The organism is Bradyrhizobium paxllaeri (assembly GCF_001693515.2).
In the GTDB taxonomy this organism is placed as follows: Bacteria; Pseudomonadota; Alphaproteobacteria; order Rhizobiales; family Xanthobacteraceae; genus Bradyrhizobium; species Bradyrhizobium paxllaeri.
Genome location: NZ_CP042968.1, coordinates 5,042,375 through 5,065,299, shown reverse-complemented (window position 1 = coordinate 5,065,299; position 22,925 = coordinate 5,042,375). Strand labels below are relative to the sequence as shown.

The window sequence follows — 22,925 nt, the reverse complement described above, 5'->3', positions numbered from 1 at the left end:
GTGCTGTTTTCGATTGGACAACGAGATTTGCTGTTGAAGCCTCCCTCGCCTTGAGCCGGGCACACGTCCGAGCTGAGCTGGCGGATTTGCGCACAATCGACATTCTCAAGGACGATTAGAGTGGACCGCAACAACATCAACCCATTCAGCCCTGGTGAGTTTCAGGCGTACAACGGCCCGCTGCAGCAGCAGGAGCAAGAACCGGGCAATATGAGCCAGCAAGCGATGTTTGAGCAGCAGCTGAGCGAGCTGCAACACAGTGCGTCTTATGAGAACTCCGCAGAAGCGGGTTCGCCTGATGGGCAAACCGCAGACCGAGGTGAAGCGATTCGGCGCACTGATGTCGGCGATTTGATGCAGGTGCCGCCCATTCAGGACCACGCATTCAGCAGAACGCGCCAAAGCCTAGACATAGCCCATACTCCCTTCGGCCATTCGACTGAAGTGCCGTCCAAGCGAAGCCGCGAGAACGCTGGCCCGGACGAGGAGCTTTTTTCTAGATTCCGCGAGGCATCAAAGAAAAGCCGAGCCAGGGATGGCACGATCCGCGAGGAAGCCAAGAAAAGCGGACCAAGCGATCGCACCATCCGAAGGGATCTAGAGGTACTGCGCAACTTCAGCGCCTGGAGTCAGGCGAAGCAGAAGCCACCAATCAGCAGCCGACTAGAGAATCTTCAGGCATTGCGTGCCGAGGGGAACGAGTTTGCGGCCAATGATGTTGGCTTGGGCGCTCGTATCGAGGCAGCGTTGACAAGGCTCGAGCAATTCGCAGTCGGTGCGCCGGTGACAACGTTGACGCGAGGGGGCCGGCCGGTTGAGGCTCCCGTCACCGCAGTTGGAGCGTCGGTGATGACATTGCCGCGGGGCGGCCGGCGGGTCGAGGCTCTCGTCCCCGAGGACGAGGCGCTCATCAACGCTGCGTGTGACGAAGGCGTTAAGCGCGGCTTTGCGGAGGTGACCATGCAGGAGTACCGTAGGGCTCTTAACAGCTTCGGTAGGTGGCTCAACGGGCGCGGGGTGAGTATTACTCAGGCTGGCCCCGAGGAGCGAGACCGCTATATTAACTCTGGGAAGGGCTCGTATCTTAGAGAGTTTCCACGCGCGTGGAATCTTCTTCAGGACTACCGACAACGCGCCAGCGCGCCGCAGCCGTTCCCTCCACAGGAAGTTTCCGCCAGCGCGGATGACGAGGCGCTTTTTCTCGGATTCAACGAGGTGGCCCCGAAAATCGGCGTGAACCTTTGGGCACTTCGCCAGTTCAGCGCCTGGCTTCAGACGACACAGAAGCCCTCAATCACGGGTCGGGTTGAGAATCTAGAGGCTTTACGTGCCGAGGCCGACGAGTTTGCGGGCGATGACGTTCGCTTGCGGAATCTTCTCAGGACGTCGTTGCCAAGGCTCTGGCAATATCAACAAGCTGTCGAGGCGAACCGAGCGCTGGGGTTGGGTCCACCAGGACAAGCGGGCTCGCTCGCCGGGCAAGGCGCTCCGCAGCCGAGCTCGCTTCAGGAGCTTCCGGCAACGCCCGCTACTCCGAGCGAGGGAGCGTGGGATTGGTTTACGGAAGTGATGCAAGAACCAGCTCCGTCATCGTCCGCACCACACCGTGGCCTGCAGCCCAGCTCCTATCAGGAGCTTCCGGCAACGCCAGCTAGCCCGAGCGCGGGAGCGTGGGATTGGTTTAGGGAAGCGATGCAAGAACCCACTCCATCGTCCACACCACATCGTGGACTGCAGCCCAGTAGCTCGTATCAGGAGCTTCCGGCAACCCCGGCTACCCCGAGCACGGGAGCTTGGGATTGGTTGAGAGAGCAGATGCAAGAACCCACTCCGACGTCGTCCACGCCGTATCGTGGCTCGCAGCCCAGCTATTGGGACTGGCTTAGTGAACAGGTGCAACAACCCGAGCCATGGTCGTCTGCCAGGGCTGCGGCGTCAAATATCTACGGCGGCCTTGAGCCAGTGCCTGATCCGAATGCGCCCACAGCGTCTGAGTTTGACTATGCGCACTCTGCGCCGGCGCGTGGTATCGCCAGACCCCCGTCGTTCATCGGGCCATCATTGCCCCCTCAAGAGCTACCGGAAGTCGGACATATGGTCGACAACTGGCGCCACCGTTCCCAACCTGCCTCGGACACCCTGATCGACATACTCGGTAACGTCGGCCTCTTGCCGAATCAGTTCGGCCCAACACAGTTCACCATCGAGAGTCAGCTTTACTCGGCCACGTTGGGACCGGCAGGACGCAGGGACGTTCAACTCATCCATCATCCGCGCGCTAGGCAGATGAGTGAAGTCCGGAGATCGCGTCAGCCGCTCCGCGAGCCGGCGTCAGCCAGCGCGCCCTCAGACGTTCATGGCAGTGCTGAATCACTGGTTGATCTCAATCCAATCACACGGTCCGAGTTGCGTGACCATGCTCAACCGATGCGGGGCGCCGGCTCGTCGTCTCCTGGATCGTCAGGGGCCTATCGCCCCCGAGCGGAGTTACCGGATATCGGACCTTTTCTCGGCGACGATTGGAACCACAGCCGCTGGGACAATCAAGGCCAGGGCCGAGAGGTCTCGCACAGCGGCATGATGTACATACTGAACACGTGGAACCTGCTTCCGACCCCGCAGAACCGGCGCATACAGTTCACCATAAACGGTGAGCTCTACACGGCCGAGTTAAGGAGCAGGCAAAGTAACGCGATCTTGGGATCCGGCCACGTCGTTTATCTCATCTATCACCCTCAAAGCGACTGAAGAACGCGCTTGGGCTGGGAGTCCCCGAGTTCTTCGTTTCGATGCGCCCAACATCCCATGGCAGCGAAACTGCGAATTCCGACGATCTCGCGCGCGTGTACCGACGCGCTGCGGCCTGCGCCGTCCGAGATGATTTCGCCAACGTTCCGGGATGATCTTGCCGGGCGTGGAGGCGTCTTCTGCGAATGCTTCTGGCTCCGAGCAAGTCGCACGGGAGTGGGACCTGACGTGCCAGCGAATAGGGAGCGCCCGGACGGTCCTAGACATGAACTCCGCCAGCGCCCTAGCTCTCGAAAGAGGTACTCTCGGCAGTTTCACGGCATCGAGCAGCTGATCGATATTGCCTCGAAATGCTGCGACGACCGGATCTTTATTCAGGAATGTTTAGGCCGCAGAGGTGGCAAAGCCGTTGATTCGCTCTCAGATACCAATACGGAGCCTACAAGCTGGAAATCCGGAGCATTTTTCTCCGCAGACGCCGGTGCCCAAGCGGCTTCTCGGCGGTGAGAGAGCGTGGCCGCGCCTGTCGTTCGGCCATGCGGCCGTTGAGCCTCTGGTCCACTAGCGCCACGACGAGTGGCGGACCCCTATTTCCCCGTGGCGGTCTCTCAACATAGCGCTCGTCGGAGATGTTGAGTGCATCGAGCGCCGCTTTGAATGCATCGAAGCTGATCGGCTTCAACACAAGCAGACGACTGCGCGCCTCATTCGCAGCAGATGCATACAGCACGAGCCCATCGTAGTACCATTGAAGATTGTAGAGATTGGTCAACCGGTCGAGGAAATCGCGCGGTGGCAGATCCGGCATACGCCCGCGAATCCGAACCCTCCACCTCGGTGCTGACATTTACTCTGATATTGAGGTTGTTACCGAATTCCAGCAGTGCGGCAGACAGGTCCTGATCCAGAACCGTGTAGCTAATAGCTGCCGAAGGCCGCGAGAGCGGAGCCCAAATGCCGTGAGTATCCCGGTGCAAAGGAAAACTCCTGCGCCCGCAACTCGGTTCAGTTCAGGATCGTGCGTCGGCTTAGCATTCCAAAGTCCCTTCGGCCTGAGAACAGGTATTAAGGCTTCACCTAAATTGGAAGCCAAACGTGATCTTTAAAATGGCCTTATGGCTCGCGCATTCGTCAGCTTGTGGTCAGCTCGCCTCTTTACGGTATTGACCATCAATTCTTAACAACGTCGAATCTCATCGACGCCAAACCAATGACACCTTCGATCATGCTAGGCGCTACGCCGATCTCTCTGAACCCTGCCGACGGTCTATCCAGGCTCTGCCAGCCGGCAGCCATCGGCCAGCAGAGCCAGTTTCAGCAGACTCTTTTGCATGTCGCTTCGACATCAGGCGCGGCCTCATCAGTTACAGATCGGGCAGCGTCCGTTCCTGCTGTGTCAGAGGTTCAGCGTGCAACAGTGCAGGCTAGCCCGCCTGGCGAGCGCGTGCTCCAGGCTCTCTCTTCGATGTATCGGGGCAACCCCGTTCCTTCTGTAACGAGCGGCGGTGTGGCGGCCATTTCGAAGGCCGTTCAACCTGGGCCGGCCGCCCAGCCGCTTTCTCGGTCGCAGCTAGTCGGGACGAATCCTGCGGGCAAGCCGGAAGGGGTGCTCGACTTCGACGCGATGGTTGCGGGTCTGCGAGACGTTTACAAGGGTGTCGTCGAGGTTTCGCTCGTGTCCAAGAGCACCAGCGCGGTCAGCTCATCTTTGAACAAATTGCTATCGGCGGGCTGAGTTCGTTGACGTCTGGTTTCATCTATGGACAAAACGGCCATGCCCGCCTATCCGGTCGGCGATTGCGTGTTTTTGCCGTGCTATCGCTTCTCCTCCCCTTGATTGGCTGTAAGGCCGATCTCTACACCAAAGTGCAGGAGCGCGAGGCCAATGAGATGCTTGCGCTCCTGCTTAGTAAGGGTGTCGATGCGGTCCGTGTTACTGCCAAGGACGGGACCAGCACGATCCAGGTCGAGCAGAAGCAGTTGGCCTTTTCGATTGAGCTGCTAAATCTAGAAGGTTTGCCGCGCCAGCCTTTCAAGAACCTCGGCGAGGTGTTCAAAGGATCGGGCCTGGTTGCCTCGCCGATCGAGGAACGCGCCCGCTACGTTTATGCCCTGAGCGAAGAATTGTCGCGCACGATTAGCGATATCGAAGGCGTCATATCGGCGCGCGTCCACGTTGTTTTGCCGAAAAATGATCTCTTGCGCCAGGACACGATGCCGTCCTCAGCGTCGGTGTTCATTCGACATAACTCCAATGCAAAGCTCTCGGTTCTGCTACCGCAGATCAAGATGCTGGTCGCCAACAGCATCGAGGGCCTATCCTATGACAAGGTGGCGGTGGTCTTTGTGCCAGTTGAGCGGGCTCCGCTTGAACTGCCGGCCCGGCCAGCTGCGGCCGCTCAGTCGACCAAATATACTTCAGACCCGCTGCTTGCGGCCGCTATCGGGGGAGGTGGCGCTGCCGTTGGCGTTCTGTGCTACATATTCCTGGGCTCTCTTATGCGTCAGCGCGCCCAGCCGTCGCGCGCGCGATCCAGATTTGGCATCCGTTCGAACACGCCGGCTATCCTGCCTCCCAGTAAAAAGATCGCTTCCGACAAGGCATAGGGGGTGAGCAAATGCCCATACCGCTGCTATCTACCGGTTCTGACACGTGGTCGGAATCGCTATCTGAGGGCCTGCGCGAGCTTGCTGCTTCTGCCCATATGACCCGATTTGCTGCACGCCTTGACGGCCGGTTGTCGGCTTCGACTTTGGTGCGGCTACAGAAGAGCTCGAGGCTGCAGGTAAGACTTGCTGAAATGCTGCTTGGTAATGAAATGGACTCCAACGGCCGTAACTGGAGAGACGATCTTCTGCTCGGCCATGATCCGAATAGGGCTGCTTTGCTTGCCGGCAGTATCTGGCATGCTCGCTCGCTCCTAAAGCTCGTCTCAAAGCAGCATCTTGCGATTCTGCGCGACCGTATCGGGGCAGAAGCGCACGCTTTCGCTATCCGGAACTTGGCGAGCGCGGTCGCAGTCACCACTGCCGCTGATCCGGAGCTACTTTCGCAACAGATTGAACACGATGGCCATGCCTGCCTAGGTGCTTGGATCAACGAAGCCTCGGCACTTGATCGCACGCGCGTGCTGTTACGCTTGCCCACGGGCACTGCTGCGGAGAATCCAGCGGCCGAACACCGCAATGCCGCGGGCCCAGTGCTTTCCTTGGTGATAGCCCATTTGTTGAGGGAGACGCCACGGCATGACAGCTGATGACCCAGCGCTGCCGGTGGCCCCCCAGACACGGCCGCTCGGGCCTGTCATACCGGCTGCCGAGATCGGAATCTGGTGCGATGCCGTAGAAGCGCGAGCGGCTGCCGAGCGGCATCTGCAACGCGTTCGCGGCTGGGGACGGACAGCTTATAAGCGGGAGCGGGAGCGCGGCCGTGCGGATGGCTTCAAGAGTGGCGCCGAGGAAATGTCTCGGCTGATCGCGCAGGCGACTTCCGCACTTGCGCAGCGAAAAGCCATTCTGGAGCAGGAGTTGCCGCAGCTCGTCATGGAGATCGTGAGCGATCTGCTGGGCGCGTTTGATCCAGGCGAGATGTTGGTGAGGACCGTTCGTCACGCGATCGAGCAAAAATATGGTAGCGCGGAAATTTGCCTTCATGTCTCTCCTCTGAAAGCCGATGCGCTGGCGCGCGAGTTCGCTACGTGCGATGGACAGGAGGGCCGGCCGAAAGTGCGGGTTGATCCGGATCCGGCTCTAACGACAGAGCAGTGCGTGTTGTGGAGCGAATTTGGCAATGTGGATATTGGAGTTGCCGCGCAGCTCCGAGCTCTACGCCTTGGCCTGGGTTTGCCTTCAAAGGAAGACGGACCGTGACCACATCAGCAACCCATGCGGCGGGAGAGAGGAATCTGCACGCCGCGCTATCGTCTCTGAAATCTACAGCAAAGCATATCGACACGCGTGCTGTACGAGGGCGGATCACACGGGCGGTCGGCACCTTGCTCCATGCCGTCTTGCCAGAGGCGCGTATAGGGGAGCTTTGCCTGTTGCAGGATCCCCGCACCGGATGGTCTCTCGAGGCCGAGGTCATCGGCCTGTCGCAAGATGGGGTATTGCTCACTCCTATTGGTGATATGGCGGGCTTATCCAGCCGAGCAGAAGTGGTCGCGACCGGACGAATGCATGAAGTCCCGGTCGGCCCCGATTTGCTTGGCCGGGTGATCGACAGCTTCGGCCGGCCAATCGACGGAAAGGGTCCAATCAACGCCGCTCAAACTCGTCCGCTGCGCGGAAAGGCTCCCAACCCAATGACAAGGCGCGGTATCGAGCGAACATTCCCACTCGGTGTCCGTGTCTTGGATGGGCTTCTGACATGTGGCGAGGGGCAGCGGATCGGCATCTATGGAGACCCAGGGTGCGGTAAGTCGACGCTCCTGTCGCAGATTGTAAAAGGCGCGGCTGCCGACGCCACTATAGTCGCGTTGATCGGTGAGCGCGGTCGTGAAGTGCGGGAATTCATCGAGCAGCACCTTGGTGAGGCAGCGCTTCGCCGCACCGTCGTGGTCGTTGAGACCTCCGACCGCTCGGCAATGGAACGAGCGCAATGCGCTCACATGGCAACGGCACTCGCTGAATATTTTCGTGATGAAGGACTTCGCGTCGTCCTGATGATGGACTCATTGACGCGCTTTAGCCGCGCCATGCGCGAAATTGGCCTTGCCGCAGGAGAGCCGCCGACGCGGCGCGGCTTTCCGCCATCGGTTTTTGCGATGCTTCCTGGCCTGTTGGAGCGTGCCGGCATGGGCGAGCGCGGCTCAATCACGGCCTTCTATACTGTGCTTGTCGAAGGCGACGGCTCGGGTGATCCAATCGCCGAAGAATCACGAGGCATTCTTGATGGCCACGTTGTTCTCTCACGCCTTTTGGCTGCACGCGAGCATTTTCCAGCTATTGACGTATTGTCAAGCCGCAGCCGTGTGATGAATGCGGTCGTCTCTGTATCACATCGAAAGGCGGCTTCCTTCTTCCGGGATCTGCTCTCCCGCTACGCTGAGGCCGAGTTCTTGGTGAAGGTTGGCGAATATAAGCAAGGCAGTGATCCTCTGACAGACCGGGCAATCAATTCGATCGAGGAGTTGCGGAAATTCCTGCGTCAGGGCGGAGACGAGGCGTCAAGCTTTGAGGAGACGGTCACATGGATGTCACGTCTGACCGCGTGAATCGTGTCCATGCCTCGAAATTGCGGCTAGTGAAGGATATGAGACAGCGGAGCGCCCTTCGTGAGGTGTCCAACTTGGAGGACGAGCGCCGCACCGCGCTTCAAGCGGTGGAACAAGCTGTCCGGGATCTTGCAACGGCCGAAAAAAGCCAAGCGGCGCTCGAAGCGGAGCTTTACCGAGAACTGGCATCTTCTGATTCGCTATCTGTCGAAGAGCTCGATCGTCGCTGTCACATCGTCATTGGACGGCTCAAAGCTGGGATCGCAGGAGCACGCCGAACGCTTGAGGAAGCGCGCGCCGCTCAAGAGCGGGCCGAGACGGCGGTCTTCGAGGCGAGGACTACTTTGACCAAGTGCTCAGCTGCGAGTCACAAATGGCAGCAGATTGAAGGCGACGTTCAGCGCGCGAGTGATGCCCATTCAGAGATGAAAGCCGAGATAGAGGCCGATGATGAGGTTTTGCTTTGGTATGGCAGTGGTTCGCGTACTCACACGGCTAGCGACTGAACTCTGATGGCTTCTTCTCTTATGCTAGGGAAAGCGCCTTGTCTTGTAGACGCGCCTGTGACCATGGCTACGGGTGAACAATCGGGATTTAAACCGGCGCTAACCGTGTCCCCTGCGGTCGTCTCTTGGCTCAACGAGATCGCAGCTGCCCGCAAGCCTCTGCAAAGCCGTCTAAGTGATAAGCCGCTATCTGTGCGGATGGAACGGCTTGTCTGGGAGCCGGAGCCGTGTGCGGTATCGATGCTCGACTGCGTTTGGGCCATTGGACATGAAACAATCGTCTTGTCCTTGGCCCGTCCGGTTGTAGAAGGGCTGATCGCGACGGTACAAAGCGGGCTTGGCCTACCTGCCGAGCCCACTCGTTCGCTCCTCGTCGAATTTGCACTCGATCCGTTGCTCAATCAACTAGAGGGTCTGACGCAACAGAAGTTGCAGCTGATCTGTTTGAGCGAAGCGACGGCTCGAGGTCCTTATCTGGAGCTCGAAATCACCTACGGCCCATTCAAGGGCAAGGCGCGCCTGTTCCTGTTCTCTTCTCTCGATGGTTCAGTGCCGCCCGCGTTTCGGGCGTTAGGCGGACTGCTCAGGCAGCTGCCGCGAGAGGATCGCCAGCTTCCCTCAGAATTGCCTGTCATCGTCAAGGGAGAGATCGGCTCGCTCCGTGCGACAGTCGCGTTGCTACGGAAAGCAAATGCCGGAGACGCTCTATTGCCGGACGTAATACCCTTCGCCCGTGGCCAAGCCATCCTCAACACGGGAACCTTATGGGCTCCGGCACACGTTGCAGAGGATCGCTTGATCGTACGGGGGGCATTCCGCCTCCAACCACATCCCCTGGAGTGTGCACATATGATGACCCAATCCGAAAAAGCCTGGCCGCCCTCTGAAGGTGATCTCGACAACATCGAGATTACTCTTGCTTTCGAATGCGGCCGCTGGACTGTCGCACTCGGAGCCTTGAGGAATATCAGCGAGGGACATGTGTTCGAACTTGGCCGGCCGCTCGACGCACCGGTTGATATCCTTGCTAACGGCCGCCGCATAGGCCGCGGGGACATCGTAAGCATCGGCGGGGACCTCGGCGTCAGGTTGCGGGGCAGGTTGGCCGTCAATGACTGACATTCAACCGGGAATTCTTGGTCTTCTTGCGCTCACAGCCGGCCTTGGCCTGCTGGCGTTTCTAGTCGTAACAAGCACAGCGTTCATAAAAGTATCCGTCGTGCTCTTCCTCGTTCGCAACGCGCTCGGGACTCAATCTATCCCACCGAACCTCGTTCTATACGGGGCGGCGCTGATCCTGACAGTTTTCATTAGCGCGCCAGTGATTGAACAGACCTATAATCGCCTTTCTGCGCCACAACTCCGCTACCAAACGGTCGACGATTGGTTGAGCGCCGCAAAGGAGGCGCAGGAGCCGCTGCGCGGGCATCTGAAGAAGTTCACCGCTGACGAGCAGCGCCGTTTCTTCTTGGCTTCAACCGAACAGGTCTGGCCCGAGGAAATGCGCGGCAACGTGAGCGCCGATGACCTGGTCATTCTGGTGCCATCGTTTCTGATTTCGGAACTCAAGCGTGGATTCGAAATTGGTTTTCTTCTCTATCTGCCCTTTATCACCATCGATCTAATTGTAACGACCATCTTGATGGCCATGGGTATGTCGATGGTTTCGCCAACGGTGATATCCGTGCCTTTTAAGCTGTTCCTATTCGTCTCAATCGACGGCTGGTCGCGGCTCATGCATGGGCTGGTGCTCAGCTACACAACACCGGGGGGCTGAGCATGGATGAGGCGAGCATTCTCACTCATATGAGCCGGTCACTTGTGCTCTTCATGATCTGGGTTCTGCCTACGCTTATCGCGGCGGTCGTTGTCGGCTTGGTCGTTGGCATCATCCAAGCGGCAACGCAGCTTCAGGATCAAACGTTGCCACTGACTGTGAAGCTTCTGGTCGTTGTCGCGGTGATCGCTTTGTTCTCTCCAGTGCTAAGCGCCGCGCTGATCAAGGAAGCAGAGCAGGTATTTACCGACTTTCCCGCACTCACAGCAAGTATTAGTCGACGTTAGATGAACGTCCCCTCACTCACCGAAACGCAAACTCTGATCCAGGAGGCGATCGAACTCGTGCTTGCAGCCGGGCTCGCGGCAGCCCGCGCCCTTGGCATTATGTTGGTCCTTCCCGTATTTACGCTGCCGCGCATTAGCGGGCTGATCCGCGGCTGCGTGACCTTTGCGATGGGACTGCCATGCCTGTTGCAGATCAGGCACGGCTTGCAGTCGTTGGATCAGGGCTCACGACTGATCAGTGTCACTCTGCTCGGTTTGAAGGAGGTGTTCGTCGGCCTGCTCATCGGCTTTTTGCTCAGTATTCCGTTGTGGAGCATCCAGGCAGTGGGTGAGATCATCGATACCCAACGGGGGATTACGAATCCTGTTGCTTCCGATGATCCAGCCACGCGTGGCCAGGCTTCGGCGACGGCGGTTTTACTCGGTACCACTGCGATTGCAATTTTCGTCCTAGCCGGGGGATTGGAGAATATGATTAGGGGCCTTTATGGCAGCTATTTGATCTGGCCCGTGTATCGACTGATGCCTAGCTTGACCGTGCAAGGCGCGATGGCATTTCTGGGGCTTCTCGGCCACATCATGTATACGGCGCTACTGGTCTCTGGCCCGGTGTTGGCATTCCTGCTGCTACTCGATGTGTCGGTCATGATACTCGGGCGGTTTGCGCCGCAACTCAAACTGAACGATGTCTCTCCCACCATGAAGAATCTGGCGTATGGGATAATCATGGTAAGTTACGCCACCTTCCTCGTCGAATATATGGGATCGGAAATCAGTCAGTCCAACACCGTGCTCGAGTTGTTCAAGAACCTCCTTAAATGAGTGGCTCGAGCGAAGAGAAGAAGCTCCCTCCCACTCCCAAGAAGCTAAAAGATGCGCGCAAGAAAGGGCAGACTCCGCGCAGCACCGATTTGGTCAGCGCAGTCAGTGTTTGCGCCGGTTTCGGCTGCCTCTGGTTAAGAGCGGGCCTCATAGAGACCAAGTGGTATGAAACAGTACGGCTAATCGACAAACTGCAGGAGCAGCCGTTCACAAGCGCGGTCCAGCAGGCGGTGGGCGGCTTGATCGAACTGTTTCTTGCGGCCGTTGGTCCATTTCTCGGGGCCGGTGTTGCCGCTGGTATTCTAGCCGGGGTCCTGGCCAATGGTGGATTAAACGTCTCTTTCGAGTCCTTAAAGCCGAAATTCGAGAAATTGGACCCAATGAAGGGGCTCAAGCGGATTGCGTCTAAGCGGTCGCTCATTGAACTCTCGAAGTCGCTTCTTAAAGTGTGCGTTCTCGGCGCAAGCTTGCTGCTCCCGGTTATCGCAAGTTGGAAGGCGCTGGTATACTTGCCAACCTGCGGTATGGGGTGTCTCAGCTTCGTCTTCACTGAGATCAAATTGCTGACCGAAATTGCTGCCGGTGCTTTTTTGATCGCCGGATTGGCCGATCTTCTTATCCAGCGCTGGTTGTTTTTACAGGACATGCGCATGACCGAGACGGAGGCCAAGCGCGAGTCCAAAGAACAGCAGGGCAATCCGCAGGTCAAACGAGAACACCGTCGCCTTCGACAGGAGACGGCGAACGAACCTCCGCTTGGTGTGCATCGCGCTACCTTGATCGTGACAGGAGAAACGATCTTGATTGGGCTTCGCTACATTCGTGGCGAGACCGGCGTGCCGATCGTGGTTTGCCGTGGTGAGGGCGAACTTGCCTCACGACTGCTTGCTGAGGCGCAGTCGCTGCGCCTCAGCATTGTTCGGGACTCGGTCCTGGCGCGTCAGCTCATCCGGAATGCCATGCTGGGCAACGCCGTTCCTGGGAAGTGCTTTGAAGGGGTTGCGCGAGCGCTCTATTCCGCCGGGCTGGTCTAGACATTGCTTATGCAGCTATGATTGCGCCATCCGGCGCGCTGCTATTGAGGCGACTGTATATCCCTCGTCACCGTTGACCCGGGTTCTGGCAAGGACCTGTTGCCAATTCCACCTTCCAAGTCGCTCTTGTTGCGCCGCCCCATGGACCCGTATGCGGCAACAGGAATGGCGGCACGATCGCCTTTTGTTGCCATGACAGCTCTATTGTCCAATAGGTCGACTGGATCGTTGACCATGACTGCGAGATTGTTGCGATTTGAGCAGCCTAACGTCTGGTCAAAGGAATTATCGTTAACTGAAGGACCAATGATCGAAAGGGACGGACAGACGGGAGGACGTGCTTCATAGACAATGGCCTCGATTTGCACCGCGAAGCCGACAGGCCGGTCGATGCGAGGGCCGAACAGGCGTACGTTGTGAAGGGCAACGCCCATTGCGCGGGCCTCGCCGGCGACCTGCGCGGCGAGCCGGGGCGAGCCGGTGATACTGAGATGGAGCGCATCAAACCGACCGCGACTGGCGCCGGCTATGAAATCCCTCAGTCGATACCGCTCGAAGCCGCGAAGGCTCTGCAGCACCAACACACTGTTCTGCTGCTGCACCATGGTTGCTTGTTCAGCCGGCCCGATCAGAGCAGTGCTTGTGCAGCCGCCTAGGCTCGCCATCAGAACGAACAGTTGGGGCAGGGCTCGTAAAGTCATTCGAGGATCCTCATTCGATAATAAAGCCCGCGCCGCCTGTCGCGCCTGGTATACTCGTGCGCGGAGCGTCGCGGCCTCGCGGCGGGCTTGCCAACGTGTTCGTCAACGTGCGCCCCATATCTGAGGGCGGTCCGATGCGGTCGGCAGGGGCATTCATCCGGTTCGGATTCGATGCTGGCCGCACGATGTAAGGCGTGACAATAATAACAAGCTCCGTCTCCTGCTTTTGAAAGGACGAAGAGCGAAACAGTGCACCGAGAATGGGCACGTCGCCTAACCAAGGAAAAGTACTGATATCCGTGCTGAAGTTACGCCTGATTAGCCCGCCTATTGCAAAGCTTTGTCCGCTCCCAAGCTCGATAACGGTCTCCGCACGCCTTGTAGAGAGGGCAGGCACGGCCATACCGTTCACCTTGACCTCACCTTCTTTTGAAATCTCGCTGACCTCAGGTTTGACGCGGACATTGATTTGATTGTTGCTAAGAACGGTCGGGACGAAATCGAGGCTCACTCCGAAGTGACGAAATTGGATCGAAACCTGTCGGTTGTCCTGCATGACGGGAATTGGAAATTCGCCGCCCGCCAGGAAGCTTGCGGACTCACCGGACATTGCGGTGAGGTTCGGCTCAGCCAGCACCGAAGCGAGGTGCTCGCTGGCGAGCGCGTCGAGAACAGCGCCGACGTTGATACTACCGGCGCTGAAGCCGATACCTGCCTTGCCGCCTCCGCTAGCCGTGCCGGAACCAGCACCTTTTCCGCTGCTAAAGAAAAAAGTGCCATTCTGCCCCAAAGCGGAGAGGTTGATGCCGAGCTCCTTGATGGCACTGCGTGAGACCTCCGCTACGCGAACGCTCAGATTGACCTGTAATGACCCGGCGACCTGAATTTTATTGACGACAAGCGCACCCGGACCGAGAAACTGCTCTGTGACCTTCACGGCAGTGGCAACGACATCGGCATTGGGAGCCGTGCCGTTAAGGATCGCGCCGCGGGGGGTATAGCTGACTTGGATCGGATAGTCGCCGACCTGGGCCTTCAGCATGGCACGCAGATCCTCGATCGGTTGCGTCACGACAACACGCAACTCGGCGAGAGCTTCCCCATTGTCGTTCAAAGCGAACAGGCTGGTCCGTCCGGACTTCTTGCCAAAGACGAAGATGGTCGTGTTCGATGGCGCTTGATAATCCGCGATCGTCGGGTCGGCAACAAAGATGCTCGCCGCCGGCCCGGGCAGATGAATTGTCTTACCGAGCGAGGAGGAAAGGTCCACCGTCCCATTGATGCTGCTGGAGGGCGCGCGCGGCGGCCTCCCTCCAGCGTCTCGCGTTGTCTGAGCTGCGGCAGTTGGTGGTGATAGCAAAGCGACCGCGCACAGGAGGTGGGAAAGAGAAGGACAAACGACAGACCAGATAGCGCTAGCGACGATCGAGCGTCGATCGCTGCCACCCTCATTATCAAGAGCGATCTTCAAGGTAGTCTTTGCTTTCAAGTTTGATCGACTAGGCGGCCGATGCCGCGCTATTCAATTCAAGGATATAGCCGACGCCGCGTGCGGTCGTGATCCGTAGCGTTGCACCAGACTGATTCAAATGACCGCGCAAGCGATAGATTGCGACTTCAAGCGCATTGGTAGAGACCTCGTTGTCAAACGCATAGAGGCTATCCTCCAGCGACGCGCGTGACACTGCGCGGCCTGCGCGGCTAAGCAGATGCTCAAGAATGCACACTTCGCGGCGTGCAATCTTTAGCGGCCGACCACCAACTGAAACTTGCCGGGCGATCGGATCGAATTTTAGATTACCAAACACAACGACGGGGGCTGTCATTTGCGTTGATCGCCTCAGAATGGCTCGCATCCGAGCGATGAGTTCATCAGTAGACACGGGCTTGGGCAGAAAATCGTCTGCACCACCATTGAAAATGGCGATCCGCCTACCGAGATCATTGCGGCTGCTCATCACCATGGCAGGCATAAAATGTCCGTCGCGTCTCAACCGCTTCAGCCAGTCCAGGCCGCTTCCATCCGGTAGAGCCAACTCGAGCAGGAGAATGTCGTACTTGGCGTAATCCAGAGCGGTCGCCGCCTCATCCAGAGTGCTCGCCACATCAACCGCGAAACCGCAATCCGAAAGCGCACCTTGCATAGCGCGCGCAAGGTGCTCATCATGATCAACCAGTAGTGTTCGCATTTCATTGCCTCTTCATGCCAAAACTACCAGGCAGATCACCGTCGACCATGAAGTTGGGCGAAATTGAGTTCTCCAGCTTCAACGTAAACGTCGGGACACGGTACCGACCAAGAAGAGCAATGTTGGTGACGGCCAATCTCGCTCTGCTCATTGCCTGCCGATTAGCAATTTCGGCCGTCTGCTGTGGATCGCATGCGTCCTTGACACTCAACGTGGTCTTGATGTCGGCAACCAGACCAGAATCAGTCAAGGCATCAAGCGCTGTGGCAGGACCCTCGTGCATCTTCGCGCTAATCTCGGCAGTTCTTCTGGTCATCGGCTCGGCGAATGCATCGCCAGCACGCGCAATCGAAACCAAAGCAAAAGAGAGAATGGCTGGATTGGCATCCGAACTGATAGGAGACATTTGGAAGCTTCCCATGTTGTCCTGACTCTGCGGTGAGCCTTGCTATGCCCTCGACCTGTGAGGTCGCTTTGGCCACGGCAAATGCAACCTTGAACGCGTGAAGACGTATCGCACCCCCGGAGCGGGCCGATGCTCTAGATGCCGCTAGCGTGGACGAAACAGCCAATGCACCGCGGGCTATGAAAAGATTGTCTTGTTGGGCGGTGACGTGCATCGGGAGCGGAAGAGACCCGGCATTCAGACAGATCCAACAGGCCCGCTAGGCTCCGGCCCATCTGGCACACCGACGAATGACGGGTCCATCCTCGCAGCGGCGTTATCGGGCATGTGGTTCGGGTGGTTCCGCCGCCTGCATTCCACCTCTCGCGACGAGCGGCGACAGATACCGAGCTTGGACTCAACTTTGTTTCCCGCGCGACAACGAGAACAGGGCAGCGACGGCTGCTCTTGAGCTCCTCGTGCTGTTGCAGCCTCAACCTGGCTGGCGAGGGTACCCCGTCCGGCGCGTAGGCGACGTTGCCAACAGGCCTGCGGGTGGACTGATCGAGGAGCGTGATGGGGGTGGGCGTGGCCCTATGGGTTGGAGACATTCGCAATTCTTGCTACCTGTCAGGAGGTGTTGCGCGCGACGCATTGTCGCGACTGATGTACGAAACCCTACAATCTGACGCTACGTGCGATTCAAGTCCCTTCGAGAGCTCGTTGCAGGGAATATTTTATAAATCTCACGCTTGCTGACGCAGCCACGGGGAATTGAATAAAAAAGCACCGCGCATCAAGCAGCAAAGCACCTTTGGGAACTAGAGGGCCTTCGCTGGCGCCGAGACTGTCCATTCGTGATCATCTGGACGGAAAGCCGATGCCTGCCATGGCGGCTGAGACATTTCGCGCTTCTTGCTAATCTGTCAGCAAGTATTGTCGTCTTTGTCGGAAACACCACAATCCGACGCTGCGTACGATTCGGGTCTTCCGAAATCTCGCTGTGCATGAATATGAGCTGCAAACCTGTCTGCGAGCTATAGGACCAAATTGAAGAACACTTGTATCCCGGGAATTCTCCACATCTGGAGCCCGACTCAAGCCGACAGCTGTGGCATTGCCATCGATTCGAGATCGCGGAACATGATGTAGTTTCGCCAGATCCACTGATGCAACTCGGTGGAGGAATCCTTCTCGTTGCGCAGATATCTCGTGAATGAAAAGCTCAGTCGGTCGACGTAGGTCTTTAGAAATACTGGTAGCGCCGAAAAGCGGAGTACACGCGCGTCAGCCATGGCTTCAGGTAACTCGCCGCGCAGCATGAATTCATTGTGGATGGTGATCAGCGCTCCGGGCGGAATCCGCCGCCTCAGCATCTCATAGCTGCGCAAGGAGATGCGGTCGGTACCGGCCACGAATAGGACGACGGGGGCAACATGGCAGCGGAGCGCCTCCCTGATGAATCCGATCTCCTCGCACATCTTGAAGAATTCATCAAAGGCATGGAAGCCGAGATCGATTACCTTGGCCACCCGGTCGTGCAGGATAAGCCGGTCCATCAGCTGCATCTTGCCGTATGTGTCGATCACATCCGCCGTCTCAGTGATGTTAGGCAGGTAATCGACCAGTGACGGCTCCTTCAGGTTGATGTCGAACGAGAGCGCAGTGCCGTTCTTCAGCAGTAAGAACTCGCTCATGAGGCGAGAGACGAGGGTCTTACCGACCTGCGGGCTAGGCGAGCAGATGATGTAAACGGGCGTAGCTAACATTGGCATTACTATTAAGCGAACTTCATACGCGGCTTAGCCCGTTCAATCGACGAACGATCGACTATTTTTCACCGCCGCGGGTCACTGACTTGGCGCCGGCCAAGTCGGTCAAGTTAATGCGATCATATTCGCGCCAGACATTCGCGAGCCAGTGCCGAACATAGCCGCGCAGAACGAAGGAGTGGTTCGCGGCCTCGTCGTTCCGATTCTTGTTGGCTACAAAGTTGACGAACGGGACGGAAGCAACTTCGACCTGCTCATAGGCCATCTCGTTGAGCTTAGGGATCGTCAGCTCGGTCGCGTTCTTGATTTGCTGGAAATAGGAGTTGTAGGTCGACTGGTCCCACTGGAAGAATTGAGTGTCGTTGATGAAGTTCTTGACCAGAAAGTACTTTGCACCACTCATGAAACCAGCAGTCTCGGCGATCTCGTCCAGAGAAGCGATGGAGGATCCCAAGATATGGAATACGGCAAAGGTGATCTGGCCGGACCGAGCGGCATCCAAAAAACCGATGTCGCGCAAGGATGCCAGTGCCGGGGACAGCAAGCCTGCGCGGGCGTCGATCACGGTGACAGATAGCCCTGAGTTCAGTGTGTCGAAGATCTTCATCTGATCCGCAGTCGTGGTCATGTCGACGATCTCGGTGATCTCGGGGTGGAAGCGCTTCAACGTTCCTCGCGGGGACTCGGTATCGAATGCGCGTGTCTGCACGTTATTGGTATTGAAATAGTCCAGAAGCGTTCGGGATACGGTCGTCTTGCCAACCCCACCCTTGTCCGCACCCACCACAATCACGACTGGCTTTGTCACGTAATTCTCCTCAAGCACTCGCTACGTCCGACCGCGACGTGTGCGATCGGCAAATGTCTGCTTTGGATGCGAACATGGCAGAAACAAGGGATACTGGAATCTTTGACGAGTCACCAACGTGATCGGTGGGGATATGTTAACGCCAGGCAATCAGTGACGCTGGAGTACAGAAGACAAGTTGCTGTGAGCGGTGTTCCACGTCAGGTTTGTGAACAGGTCGTCCGCGGAAAAGCCCGACTGGGACAATGAGATCACCGCGACCACCATCAGCAGTACGTCCCCATTGTATAGATAAGCATCAAATAGCTTGAAACTCACGTAGCGTCAGGTTGTAGTCTTGGAGATGACCAAAGGCTCACCGCGCAGGCGTCTATGCTCATTTGAGAAATCAATTCGAGCGGCATGGCTTGCGAAGTCGACCTTCTCGCTTGCCGATGATGACCGATTCAGCTTGTGCCAGGATGGGAAGCGCTTTCGCCGGTTATTGGAATGACACTGAAAGAGAGCAAAGTCGCAATGTGGCTTGGGGAGCGTCGGGTAGTTACGATGCTGAATGCTTCGTAATGTAAGTTGCAATTGCGCAGGTCGCACACCGCCAGCGCAGCGATAAACTTATCAGAAGCTCGGGAACAGACGCTTCCACTGCAAAGGACAATCTTTGTCCGGCCCGGAGAAAGCGGCGCTGCGACGGAGTAGCAGCGCAGAGCACCCCTGGTGCGATCTCGTAATGACGTTGTGTACGGTCTGATGAAACTTAGTGAAGCGCTAAGCGAGATTGGTCGAACTCGCCACATCGGTGAATTCTCAGCTGTAGTGCTGAAGCACGACAAGCAGCTGCGGATGGTGGACCACGCAACCTTTCTGCAAAAGGCCGCCGCGGATTTCAAATTTCGATTTGTGGCATGCTTCGAAGAAGACATCCGCGCCGGGAAATCGATGGGGTACGCTACGACATGCAACGCGGTGAGCCGGAAGGCCGGAGGTCAGGCAGGTATCCAAGCTTGCGAGCGCATAGCTGCATGTATGTCTCGGCTTGATTACGCTCTGATTAAGGAAGTCGGGCTCAGAGCCCTTTCGTTGCTCGCATCATCATTCGGTCGACACTCAAGGGTGGCGGAATGCCGTAGTGCAACGATCAGAATCGCCGAATGTTGTCACGATTTAAGCCGAGCGCTTCAGGAGTTGAACAGCCAAAGTCTAGGATTGCTGGTGAACGGTTTCAGCAAGTGGCCGGAAGAGGCGGCCTCTCGCCAAGCCGCGAGCGCAATCGCGGGCGAGGTGTTTCGCCGTGCAAATCGCCATGCCCGGCTCTCTAAGTTTACCTCGCTGGGACTGGCGAACCTGGTCAACGGTTTCAGCAAGTGGCCAAAAGAAGCTGTCTCTCGCAAAGCCATATTCGCTATTGCGGGTGAGGTCATTCGCCGCGGTGACCGGCTGTCTCATTTCAATCAGCAGGACTTGGCGAAACTGGTGAACGGTTTCAGCAAGTGGCGCGAAGCGGCTGTCTGTCACCAAGCCACAGTGGCAATTGCGGGTGAGGTCCTTCGCCGAGGCGACCAGCTCTCTCATTTTAATCAGCAGGACCTGGCAAACCTGGTGAACGGCTTCAGTAAATGGCCGGAGGAGGCCTCTCGGCAAGCCACAGTCGCCATCGCGGGTGAGGTCCTTCGCCGTCCCGGCCGGTTCTCTGATTATACTCATCAGGGACTGGCGAACCTGGTGAACGGTTTCAGCAAGTGGCCAGGTGAGGCGGCTTCTCGCCAGGGCACAGTTGCGATCGCGGGCGAGGTCCTTCGCCGAGCCGCCCGGCTCTCTGACTTAACTCAGCAGGGACTGGCGAATTTGGTGAACGGCTTCAGCAAGTGGCGCGATGAGGCGGCCTGTCGCCAAGCCACAGTCGCGATCGCGGGGGAGGTCCTTCACCGTGCACCCCAGCTCTCTCACTTTACTCACCCTCACTTGTCGAACCTGGTAAACGGTTTCAGCAAATGGCCGGAGGAGGTGGACTCTCGCCAAGCCACAGTCGCTATCGCGAGCGAGGTCCTTCGCCGTGTCACCCAGCTCTCTGACTATACCCGGCAGGATCTGGCGAATTTAGTGAACAGTTTCAGCAAGTGGCCGAAACAGACGCCCTGTCGCCAAGCCGCAGTCGCGATAGCGCGTGAGGTCCTTCGCCGCGCGGCCCGGCTCTCTGGGTTTACCCAGCAGGACCTGGCGAACCTGGCGAACGGTTTCAGCAAGTGGCCGGAACAGGCGACCTGTTGCCGAGCCACAGTCGCTATCGCGAGCGAGGTTCTTCGCCGTGCCGCCCAGCTCTCTGATTATACCCAGCAGGACCTGGCGAATTTGGTGAACAGTTTCAGCAAGTGGCCGAAAGAGGCGCCCTGTCGCCAAGCCACAGTCGCAATCGCGGGTGAGGTCCTTCGCGCCGTCCGGCTCTCTGAGTTTACCCAGCAGGGACTGGCCAACCTGGTGAACGGTTTCAGTACATGGCCTGAAGAGGCGGTGTGCCACCGTGCGATATTGGACATCGCTAGAGAGCTAGAAGGCCAATATTTCAATCACGATTCCTACAAAGAATTGCAGCAAGGAAGCAGAGATACGCTGGATCAATCGAGTGCCTAGGAACTCGAGCAGCGCCTGTGAAAGATCAGCAACGAGGTTGCACACTGCCAAGGACATCCGCCCACTGGGGAGCCGAAAGGGTATTGCACGTAGCGCAAGCACACCCTTTCGGCGCGAGCTGCCGAGCCCAGGATGCCCGAGATCACCACGTCGCCTACTGCATGCTGCCTAACAAGCGCCCGGTTTGCGCGAAAGTATTTTGCGTGCCGCGCGTCAAGGGGTAGGGGCGCTGGCTTTTGGATTTGTGGAGGCGTCGCAAGCGAAAGTTTGGCGCGACGACTACTATCAGATAATCAAGTCCGATGAGTGCGTGCCCATTGGGCATTCGGTAAACGCCAATATCGCCGTTCTCAACGGTATGATGGTTAATGAGAACGCCGAAGAAGCTATGCGTCGAGGACTCGATGGTTTCAAGTTCTTCGGCTATTCGATCGCGCATTATGCGGTGTATGGCGAACACCGTCCGGGGCGCACGAATTTGTGGCGGCACTTCCAAATGATCAAAGACGAGATGAAGCAGAAGCCAGGCTCAGGCAGCATCGGACAGCCTAGGAGCGTTCGCAAGCATCTTATGAGGTATGCTGATGTCGGTATCGACCAGATGATCTTTATCCAGCAGTGCGGAATGAATAAGCACGAGCATATCTGTGAGGCACTCGAGCTTTTCGCCAAATGAGGTCATGCCTGCTCTGAAAGAACGGGAAAACGAGCGCGCCCGACGTAAAGAAGAGGAGCTGGCTCCCTACGTAGAGGCGGCACTTGCCCGCAGGCTATCGATGCCCGAGCTGAGCGAGGCGGACATCCCGAATGTCGAGGCGATAGGCATCGTGCTCGAGCGTTTTAAAGACTACGCCGCGGCGGGGGCACCTTCGCGGACCCGACCCGCGGAGGCGCCATTCCGATGGCTTCACGCGAGTCCTTCGCCAAGTCGACCAATGTCGACGGATACCACCACGATGGGATCTGCCCGAATGGGCGGGTAGGTTAGTGGCCGGCAGCCATCGAGGAAATCGGCCCTCGGTCACAGTCCGAAGAAGCTTGTGTGCTGGCCGCACCGCGCCGCTGTGGTGGGCTGATTGCCGCGGAACTGCGATCAAGAGCAGCGCGCGCGAAGCGCGATCACTCCCATGATCGTGGCGGCCGTCTCAAGTTAGCGCCGAATAGACTTGATAAGATTTCCCGATCGGTAAATTGTACGCATCCGACGGGGGCCGTCTTGCGTGACGGGTGGCAATTCGCGAAGCGTGTGGCCTTAAGTCTAGCTTTAAGGTCATCAGGCGATGCGGGTCGAGGTTTTGGGTGGGCTGGAGCGGCGGCGGCGCTGGTCGCAGGACGACAAGGCACGGATTGTCGAGGAGACATTGGCGCCGGGCGCGAAGGTGACTGAGGTTGCGCGTCGCAACGGAGTAGCGGCCAGCTTGGTGTTTACCTGGCGTCGACAAGCACGGACATCGGAACAAGTTGTACCATCTTTTACGCCGGTGCAGATCGCTGCCGTAGCGGCATCGGCTGAGGAAACTCCGAGGCTTTTGCCTACGGTTGATGGCCGAGTTCGCTCCGTGGCAGCCGCGCGTACCGGATTGATAGAGATCGATCTCGGCAACCGACAGTGCATCCGGGTGGATGCGCACGTCGATCCGGAGGCGCTGGCGCGGGTCCTCGATGTGCTTGGACGCCGATGATTGCGATACCGGGGAATGTGCGAGTGTGGCTCGCGACAGGCTACACGGATATGCGCAGAGGCTTTCCGTCGCTGGCACTCCAAGTGCAGGAGGTGCTGCACAAAGACCCGCTCAGCGGTCATCTGTTCGTCTTCCGCGGTCGCCGCAGCGATCTTGTGAAGGCGATCTGGCACGATGGCCAGGGAGCCTGCTTGTTCACAAAAAGACTCGAGAGAGGAAAGTTCATCTGGCCATCGGTTGCCGGTGAATCGGTAACGATCTCGCCGGCGCAGTTGAGCTATCTGCTGTCCGGGATCGATTGGCGTAACCCACAAGAAACCCATCGGCCGACGCGGGTCGGATAGCCGCTTTTACGGTTTGAATCTGCTGCTTG

The 22,925-nt window shown here is 57.9% G+C and carries 22 protein-coding genes and 1 pseudogene; 16 read left to right on the top strand and 7 right to left on the bottom strand.

The window, feature by feature from the left end; translation table 11 throughout:
- The first annotated feature begins 120 nt into the window (after window positions 1-120).
- Window positions 121-2,748 (top strand): hypothetical protein, encoded by a 2,628-nt coding sequence (locus LMTR21_RS24245; protein WP_065756361.1) that lies wholly within the window; start codon window positions 121-123, stop codon window positions 2,746-2,748.
- Between the two features lie 499 nt (window positions 2,749-3,247).
- Here LMTR21_RS24245 and LMTR21_RS41885 read toward each other — a convergent pair.
- Window positions 3,248-3,757 (bottom strand): annotated as a pseudogene (locus LMTR21_RS41885) (nodulation protein NolW); the annotation flags it as partial.
- A 201-nt stretch (window positions 3,758-3,958) separates the two neighbouring features.
- On the opposite strand from LMTR21_RS41885, the gene LMTR21_RS40215 reads away from it, so the two are divergent.
- From LMTR21_RS40215 to LMTR21_RS24185, 11 genes are all read left to right on the top strand, one after another.
- Window positions 3,959-4,483: a nodulation protein NolB gene (locus LMTR21_RS40215; protein WP_347339122.1), complete on the top strand. Its 525-nt coding sequence runs from the start codon at window positions 3,959-3,961 to the stop codon at window positions 4,481-4,483.
- A 5-nt stretch (window positions 4,484-4,488) separates the two neighbouring features.
- A complete protein-coding gene (gene sctJ / locus LMTR21_RS24230; RefSeq protein WP_084030988.1) occupies window positions 4,489-5,355 on the top strand; it encodes a type III secretion system inner membrane ring lipoprotein SctJ in 867 nt (288 codons plus the stop codon).
- An 11-nt stretch (window positions 5,356-5,366) separates the two neighbouring features.
- Entirely contained in the window at window positions 5,367-6,005 is a 639-nt protein-coding gene (locus LMTR21_RS24225) for a nodulation protein NolU (RefSeq protein ID WP_065756360.1), read from the top strand.
- Entirely contained in the window at window positions 5,995-6,618 is a 624-nt protein-coding gene (gene sctL / locus LMTR21_RS24220; RefSeq protein ID WP_065756359.1) for a type III secretion system stator protein SctL, read from the top strand. The genes LMTR21_RS24225 and sctL overlap by 11 nt, the downstream gene beginning before the upstream one ends.
- Window positions 6,615-7,964 (top strand): type III secretion system ATPase SctN, encoded by a 1,350-nt coding sequence (gene sctN, locus LMTR21_RS24215; RefSeq protein WP_065756358.1) that lies wholly within the window; start codon window positions 6,615-6,617, stop codon window positions 7,962-7,964. The genes sctL and sctN overlap by 4 nt, the downstream gene beginning before the upstream one ends.
- Window positions 7,940-8,470, top strand: coding sequence for a type III secretion system stalk subunit SctO (gene sctO, locus LMTR21_RS24210; protein WP_065756357.1), 531 nt, complete (start codon window positions 7,940-7,942; stop codon window positions 8,468-8,470). Before sctN ends, sctO begins: the two co-directional genes overlap by 25 nt.
- A gap of 63 nt (window positions 8,471-8,533) precedes the next feature.
- Window positions 8,534-9,589 carry a type III secretion system cytoplasmic ring protein SctQ gene (sctQ, locus tag LMTR21_RS24205; RefSeq protein WP_065756356.1) on the top strand — a complete coding sequence of 352 codons (1,056 nt, stop codon included), beginning with the start codon at window positions 8,534-8,536 and terminating at the stop codon, window positions 9,587-9,589.
- Entirely contained in the window at window positions 9,582-10,247 is a 666-nt protein-coding gene (gene sctR / locus LMTR21_RS24200) for a type III secretion system export apparatus subunit SctR (protein ID WP_065756355.1), read from the top strand. Before sctQ ends, sctR begins: the two co-directional genes overlap by 8 nt.
- A 2-nt stretch (window positions 10,248-10,249) precedes the next feature.
- Window positions 10,250-10,534, top strand: coding sequence for an EscS/YscS/HrcS family type III secretion system export apparatus protein (locus LMTR21_RS24195; protein WP_028350693.1), 285 nt, complete (start codon window positions 10,250-10,252; stop codon window positions 10,532-10,534).
- Window positions 10,535-11,356 (top strand): type III secretion system export apparatus subunit SctT, encoded by an 822-nt coding sequence (gene sctT, locus LMTR21_RS24190; RefSeq protein WP_065745421.1) that lies wholly within the window; start codon window positions 10,535-10,537, stop codon window positions 11,354-11,356.
- Window positions 11,353-12,390 carry an EscU/YscU/HrcU family type III secretion system export apparatus switch protein gene (locus LMTR21_RS24185; protein ID WP_065756354.1) on the top strand — a complete coding sequence of 346 codons (1,038 nt, stop codon included), beginning with the start codon at window positions 11,353-11,355 and terminating at the stop codon, window positions 12,388-12,390. Before sctT ends, LMTR21_RS24185 begins: the two co-directional genes overlap by 4 nt.
- A 41-nt stretch (window positions 12,391-12,431) precedes the next feature.
- Here the strand turns inward: LMTR21_RS24185 and LMTR21_RS24180 are convergent, their stop codons facing one another.
- From LMTR21_RS24180 to LMTR21_RS24155, 6 genes are all read right to left on the bottom strand, one after another.
- Complete coding sequence (locus LMTR21_RS24180) at window positions 12,432-13,091, bottom strand: CpaD family pilus assembly lipoprotein (RefSeq protein ID WP_065756353.1); 660 nt, start codon at window positions 13,089-13,091, stop codon at window positions 12,432-12,434.
- Between the two features lie 10 nt (window positions 13,092-13,101).
- The gene (locus LMTR21_RS24175; RefSeq protein WP_246175724.1) at window positions 13,102-14,517 is read right to left on the bottom strand and encodes a type II and III secretion system protein family protein; all 1,416 of its coding nucleotides are present in this window, start codon (window positions 14,515-14,517) and stop codon (window positions 13,102-13,104) included.
- Between the two features lie 73 nt (window positions 14,518-14,590).
- Window positions 14,591-15,280, bottom strand: coding sequence for a response regulator (locus LMTR21_RS24170; protein ID WP_065756352.1), 690 nt, complete (start codon window positions 15,278-15,280; stop codon window positions 14,591-14,593).
- A gap of 1 nt (window position 15,281) precedes the next feature.
- On the bottom strand, window positions 15,282-15,686 hold the full coding sequence (locus LMTR21_RS24165) for a hypothetical protein (protein WP_065756351.1): 405 nt from the start codon (window positions 15,684-15,686) through the stop codon (window positions 15,282-15,284).
- A 1,076-nt stretch (window positions 15,687-16,762) separates the two neighbouring features.
- Window positions 16,763-17,434: a hypothetical protein gene (locus LMTR21_RS24160; protein WP_065756350.1), complete on the bottom strand. Its 672-nt coding sequence runs from the start codon at window positions 17,432-17,434 to the stop codon at window positions 16,763-16,765.
- Between the two features lie 61 nt (window positions 17,435-17,495).
- The gene (locus LMTR21_RS24155) at window positions 17,496-18,245 is read right to left on the bottom strand and encodes a P-loop NTPase family protein (RefSeq protein WP_057859058.1); all 750 of its coding nucleotides are present in this window, start codon (window positions 18,243-18,245) and stop codon (window positions 17,496-17,498) included.
- 747 nt (window positions 18,246-18,992) lie between these two features.
- Between LMTR21_RS24155 and LMTR21_RS24150 the strand changes: the two genes are divergently transcribed.
- The 4 genes from LMTR21_RS24150 (at window position 18,993) to tnpB (ending at window position 22,896) form a co-directional block, all read left to right on the top strand.
- Entirely contained in the window at window positions 18,993-20,870 is a 1,878-nt protein-coding gene (locus LMTR21_RS24150; RefSeq protein ID WP_065756349.1) for a hypothetical protein, read from the top strand.
- Between the two features lie 184 nt (window positions 20,871-21,054).
- The gene (locus tag LMTR21_RS24145; RefSeq protein WP_141688635.1) at window positions 21,055-21,546 is read left to right on the top strand and encodes an LLM class flavin-dependent oxidoreductase; all 492 of its coding nucleotides are present in this window, start codon (window positions 21,055-21,057) and stop codon (window positions 21,544-21,546) included.
- Between the two features lie 604 nt (window positions 21,547-22,150).
- Entirely contained in the window at window positions 22,151-22,552 is a 402-nt protein-coding gene (gene tnpA, locus LMTR21_RS24135) for an IS66-like element accessory protein TnpA (protein WP_148636003.1), read from the top strand.
- 23 nt (window positions 22,553-22,575) lie between these two features.
- Window positions 22,576-22,896: an IS66 family insertion sequence element accessory protein TnpB gene (gene tnpB, locus LMTR21_RS24130; RefSeq protein ID WP_430642467.1), complete on the top strand. Its 321-nt coding sequence runs from the start codon at window positions 22,576-22,578 to the stop codon at window positions 22,894-22,896.
- Window positions 22,897-22,925 lie beyond the last annotated feature (29 nt).

Coding starts and splice junctions, on each gene's coding strand:
- LMTR21_RS40215 (WP_347339122.1), top strand. CDS start 3,959: ATGACACCTTCGATCATGCTAGGCGCTACGCCGATCTCTCTGAACCCT.
- LMTR21_RS24225 (WP_065756360.1), top strand. CDS start 5,367: ATGCCCATACCGCTGCTATCTACCGGTTCTGACACGTGGTCGGAATCG.
- sctL (WP_065756359.1), top strand. CDS start 5,995: ATGACAGCTGATGACCCAGCGCTGCCGGTGGCCCCCCAGACACGGCCG.
- sctO (WP_065756357.1), top strand. CDS start 7,940: ATGGATGTCACGTCTGACCGCGTGAATCGTGTCCATGCCTCGAAATTG.
- sctQ (WP_065756356.1), top strand. CDS start 8,534: ATGGCTACGGGTGAACAATCGGGATTTAAACCGGCGCTAACCGTGTCC.
- sctR (WP_065756355.1), top strand. CDS start 9,582: ATGACTGACATTCAACCGGGAATTCTTGGTCTTCTTGCGCTCACAGCC.
- LMTR21_RS24195 (WP_028350693.1), top strand. CDS start 10,250: ATGGATGAGGCGAGCATTCTCACTCATATGAGCCGGTCACTTGTGCTC.
- sctT (WP_065745421.1), top strand. CDS start 10,535: ATGAACGTCCCCTCACTCACCGAAACGCAAACTCTGATCCAGGAGGCG.
- LMTR21_RS24185 (WP_065756354.1), top strand. CDS start 11,353: ATGAGTGGCTCGAGCGAAGAGAAGAAGCTCCCTCCCACTCCCAAGAAG.
- LMTR21_RS24180 (WP_065756353.1), bottom strand. CDS start 13,091: ATGACTTTACGAGCCCTGCCCCAACTGTTCGTTCTGATGGCGAGCCTA.
- LMTR21_RS24170 (WP_065756352.1), bottom strand. CDS start 15,280: ATGCGAACACTACTGGTTGATCATGATGAGCACCTTGCGCGCGCTATG.
- LMTR21_RS24165 (WP_065756351.1), bottom strand. CDS start 15,686: ATGTCTCCTATCAGTTCGGATGCCAATCCAGCCATTCTCTCTTTTGCT.
- LMTR21_RS24160 (WP_065756350.1), bottom strand. CDS start 17,434: ATGTTAGCTACGCCCGTTTACATCATCTGCTCGCCTAGCCCGCAGGTC.
- LMTR21_RS24150 (WP_065756349.1), top strand. CDS start 18,993: ATGAAACTTAGTGAAGCGCTAAGCGAGATTGGTCGAACTCGCCACATC.
- tnpA (WP_148636003.1), top strand. CDS start 22,151: ATGCGGGTCGAGGTTTTGGGTGGGCTGGAGCGGCGGCGGCGCTGGTCG.